At 59.2% G+C, this 4,530-nt stretch carries 4 protein-coding genes; all 4 read right to left on the reverse strand.

Going from position 1 to position 4,530, the window contains the following annotated elements; genetic code table 11:
- Positions 1–856: hydroxymethylbilane synthase (hemC, locus tag RR842_RS12065; RefSeq protein WP_332729888.1), on the reverse strand; the 856-nt coding region annotated here is incomplete at its 3' end.
- Positions 856–2,190 (reverse strand): glutamyl-tRNA reductase, encoded by a 1,335-nt coding sequence (gene hemA, locus RR842_RS12070; protein ID WP_332513953.1) that lies wholly within the window; start codon positions 2,188–2,190, stop codon positions 856–858. The genes hemA and hemC, both read right to left, overlap by 1 nt.
- Positions 2,191–2,276: 86 nt before the next feature.
- On the reverse strand, positions 2,277–3,890 hold the full coding sequence (locus RR842_RS12075) for a (Fe-S)-binding protein (RefSeq protein ID WP_332513951.1): 1,614 nt from the start codon (positions 3,888–3,890) through the stop codon (positions 2,277–2,279).
- 3 nt (positions 3,891–3,893) lie between these two features.
- Positions 3,894–4,530 (reverse strand): respiratory nitrate reductase subunit gamma (locus RR842_RS12080; RefSeq protein ID WP_332729889.1); only part of this gene is annotated, 637 nt, incomplete at its 5' end.

Below are 4,530 nucleotides of genomic sequence, written 5' to 3' on the forward strand. Positions count from 1 at the left end.
GCCTACCTACATCCTCAGCCGATTCCCCCTGAACACGCACCCGCACCGCCTGAGTGCCGTCCAGGCTGAACACGCCTGCGTCAAGTTTCACCACATCGCCCGCGCAGTCGGCTATGGCACCGATAGGCGTCTGACACCCGCCCTCCAGGCAAGCCTGAAAGGTTCGCTCCGCCCGCGCTGCGCGCTCACTGGGAACATGATTCACAGCGCTCAGGACCTCTTCGACGTCGCTCCTGCCAACAAGGCATTCGACGGCGATGATGCCCTGCCCAGGCGCAGGAAGCATCGAATCGTAGGGCAGCAGGCTCGAAATACGATCGGACCAGCCCAGCCTCAGCACCCCGGCAGCGGCCAACACGATGCCTGCCATGCGGTCGTCTTCCTGCAGCTTGCGCCAACGGGTGTTCAAGTTGCCGCGGATATCGACGCACACCAGGTCGGGACGCATTCGCCTCAACTGGGCCGCCCTGCGCAAACTCGATGTGCCGATGCAGGCGTTTTCCGGCAGATCGGCGAATGCGATGCCGCCCTTCCCCAAAAACGCATCATGCGCGTCGGCGCGCTCGCAGTAAGCGCCCACGGCCAATCCCTCGGGCAATTCCGTCGGCAGATCCTTCAGGCTATGGACGGCAATGTCGATGCGCCGCTCGTACAGATCTTGCTCGATCTCAGCGGTGAAGAAGCCTTTGTCTGCCACCGAGGGCAGAGGCACGTCAAGTTTCTTGTCACCCTGCGTATCGAGAGGCACCAGCTCGACCCGCATAGCGGGGTAGCACTCTTGGAGACGGCTTTGAACCCAACGGGCCTGCCACATGGCAAGCTCGCTCTTGCGTGTTCCGATCCTTACAGCATCCATCACATAGCCTGCCTTTCCCGAGTGGATCCAACGGCATCCCTGCCCCGAGAAGCTTCTTCCAACTCGAGGCCGAACAGCTCCTGCAGCGCAACGGCGTAGTCGAACGCCTGCGTCGTACCCACTCGCGCATGCAGTGACTCGATAGGGTTGCGCACAAGCTGGTTGGTGATCGTCGTGGCCAGCACGCTCACCGTATGGATCTGGGACGGCGTCAGGTTGGGCAGCTTCTCAAGCGCCGCCTCGAGCCGCGATTCCTTCACATCGTCGGCATATTTCCTGAACGCCGCAATGACGGGAACTAGCTGCAGCGATTGCATCCATGTGCGGAAATCGACCACTTCGTCTTCGATCATCCGCTGCACGACCTTCGCGGCCAGGGCGCGCTCGGCGCGGTTGCGGTCGATCACGTCACGAAGCTCGCTGATGTTGTGGACACTCACGCCTTCTACGTCTGCGACGGCGGGATCGATGTCGCGCGGCATGGCCATGTCCACGAACACCATGGGGCGATCCGGCCGAAGCGCCATCGCGCGGTCGACCATCGCACGATCGACCATGAACCGCTTCGAGGACGTTGCGGAAAAAACCATGTCGGCCTTCTGCAGACACGTGTCGAGGGCATCGAGCGCATAGGCTTCAAACCCATGCTCATCCGCCAGGACGCTCGCCTTCTCAAACGAGCGGTTCGCCACCATGACCACCGGGAAGTCGTAGGCCACCAGGTATTTCATCGTCAGCTCGCACACTTCGCCCGCACCAAGGATCAACACCTGCTTATCGACGGGACTGCCGAACTCCTTCACGGCGAGATCGACGGCAATGCGCCCGACGGAGACAGGGTGTCGCCCCAGCGAGGTGTCCGTCCGAACCTTCTTACCCAGGTGAAGCGCTCGCTGAAACCACACGTTCATCAACTTGTCAGTGGATTCCGCTTCGCCGGCGGCGTTATAAGCGCGCGAAACTTGGCCTAGGATCTCCGCTTCGCCTACGATCAGCGAGTCGAGCCCTGTCGCAACGTCGAACAGATGCTGTATGGCCATGTCGTCGGCGTAGGAGTACACGAAGTCGTCGAGCGAGGCCCGCGACGCGTCGGTGCAAGTGGCATAGCGCGATGCCAGATAGCTGCGAATGGCGTTCAATCCAGCATCGACATCGTCGCACGTGGCGTAGTATTCCAGCCGATTGCACGTGCTCAGAATGACCATGCCGCGCGCGCCTATAGCCGCTCGCAGCTTCTGATTGCTGCCTTTGAGCTGGGAATGGTGTACGCTCAACTTTTCCAGTAATTCAACCGGCGTTCCCTTAATATTCAAACCCACGACAATACAATGCACAACCGGCTCCTTGACCTAGGGGAACACGACCACGGGCGAGGGCGGCACGCTTGCGCAGCGCCTTCCATCGCCCGTAAGGCAATCCTTTAATCTTCCAAGAACTCCAAATAAGGCTTGTCCATGCTGGCCAGCCCGTTGACCATGAGATCTACCAATCCGCCGTACTGCACGTTATAGGTAGCCGTGGTCTTGTACACCTTCAACAAGTCACGAATGGTTCCCTTGCAGTTCGAGCAGGGAGCACACACGTACTTCACCACGTTGGGGTTCGAGAACTCGTCACCGAACGCGTTGATGATCTGCTCGAACTTCTTGCGGGCGCTCACCTTGTCGCGGAAGTCACCGAAATTGTACGAATTCATGATGGCGAACCCACTTCCGCCGCCGCAGCAGAAGTTGTCCACACCGTGAGGCGTCATCTCGCGGAACTGCGGCGCTATGACCTTCAGGATGTCGCGCTGCGGCTGCACGATGCCCATCTGGCGCACCACGTTGCACGGATCATGCAGCGTGACGGGGAAGTCGTTCTTCTTCGGATCGAACTTCAGTTTGCCCGTTTTCACCAGATCCGCCATCATGGGAAGGAAGCTCTCGACCGGAACGCGGTCCTCACTTGCCGCCATGCGGTCGGCGCTCACGGCGATGGCCTTGTGAGCGTGCCCGCACTCTCCCACCATGATGCGTCTCACGCCCAGCTTCTTCGCAACCTCGAACTGAGCGAGCGCGATCTTCTTGGTCTGAACGTCGTCGTACCACGCGCCGTAGTTCACGCCGTCGTACCCCATAAGCTCCGAGCTGAGTGTCCAGTCGACACCCGCCTCGTCAAGCAGAATGGCGAACGCCGCCGGGTTCTCCGGCCAGGCGATGAACTCGCCAGCATTATGCAGCAGCAGCACGTCGGCACCCTGTTTGTCGATGGGGAACTTTATCTTGCGGCCCGTGCGCTCCTCGATGTCCTCCTCGATGAACTCAATCGTATCGAGCAGCGCCAGACGGGTCAGGCCCGTCGTCGAACCCACTTTGAGCTGCAGTTCAGTGCCCTTCGCATGAACGGGCGTAGGCGCAATACCCAGCTCCTGGCTGAACAGCTTGCGGATCTCGCGTGCCACCAAGCCATTGTCCAGGCCCATGGGGCATGTCTGCGCGCAGCGGCGACACAGATTGCAGCGATAGGCAAGCTCACCCAATCGCGCGATGCTCTCCCAGTTCACCTCCACGTCGGCGCCCACGATGCCGCCGAGCAGCTTACCGCTGGGCGTAAAGTACTTCTTGTACATGCGGCGCAGCACGTCAGCGCGGTAGCTGGGACGGTATATCTCGTCGCCATTGCTTCCCTGGTATATATGGCACGCCTCGGAACACGTGTTGCACTTGGCGCAGAACTCCATCGTCAGCTTGAGCGGCTGAAGTGCGTTCTTGTTCGCATCCTGAAACAGCTTCTCAAGCCCCGCCAGAAACTTGCGAACGAATTCGTCTTCCTCCTCCTTGGTTTCCGGGCGCTTGAGCGTATCGAGCGCGATGAAGCCGTCGAGCGAGGCGCAACGGGTTTTGGCCCATTCTTCTTTGGGCACCTTGAAGGCAGGCTCCAACCCATTCGTGTCGTAAGGGGCGGGCAACGCAGCCAGATCGTCAACGGGCGAAAGCACATCGACATCTTCGGCGATAGCGCTCGCCCTCAGGTTTTTCGTGGAAACAGACATGTATCAGCCCTCCGATTCATCCGACGAGACGGGACGAGTATGCGGCGCAGACCACTGAGACGTCGCCGGCTGCGCAGCGGAGGCACGAACGTCCCGATCGACCTTGCTTCCAGGTGTGTTCGGCGCGTTGTCCCACAGCACCGACCTGAACGAGAAGAATTTACCTGCGTAATGCCCCATTTTGCTCAGGGGGATATAAAGCAGCATGATGCCTAGAAGAACCAGGTGGGCGGCAACCGCGAACGGCATTTGCTCAAATCCGAGCGTCAAAACACCGTGCGCCAGCACGATGGGATTCACATACGCGGTCCATACATACACACCCGAAGTGAGTACCAGAAGAACGAGTACCAGATTGAAATATTCAGCAAACGTGGTGTATACCTGCAACGCCTTGTTAGTCAGACGGCGGTACAACAACATGAGCGCTCCCGCCAGAGAAAAGGCGAAACCGACGATACCGACGATATCAACGAAGATTACGAGCGGAGCAGGATGCCAGAATGCGGCGATCACCAGAAGAACCGACCAGCCGAACATAATATAAATTCCCGCATGGAACAAAAACGAGGGCGTCCACAAGGAGCGCTGGTAAATGAAGAGTTTCCTGATGAAGAGCATTTCCTTCATCACGTCTTTC

Origin of the sequence: Gordonibacter sp. (genome assembly GCF_036667095.1) — a bacterium.
Lineage (GTDB): Bacteria > Actinomycetota > Coriobacteriia > Coriobacteriales > Eggerthellaceae > Gordonibacter.

Bases quoted from the DNA above. Each gene is read 5' to 3' on its own strand.
- RR842_RS12075 (WP_332513951.1), bottom strand. From the start codon at position 3,890: ATGTCTGTTTCCACGAAAAACCTGAGGGCGAGCGCTATCGCCGAAGAT.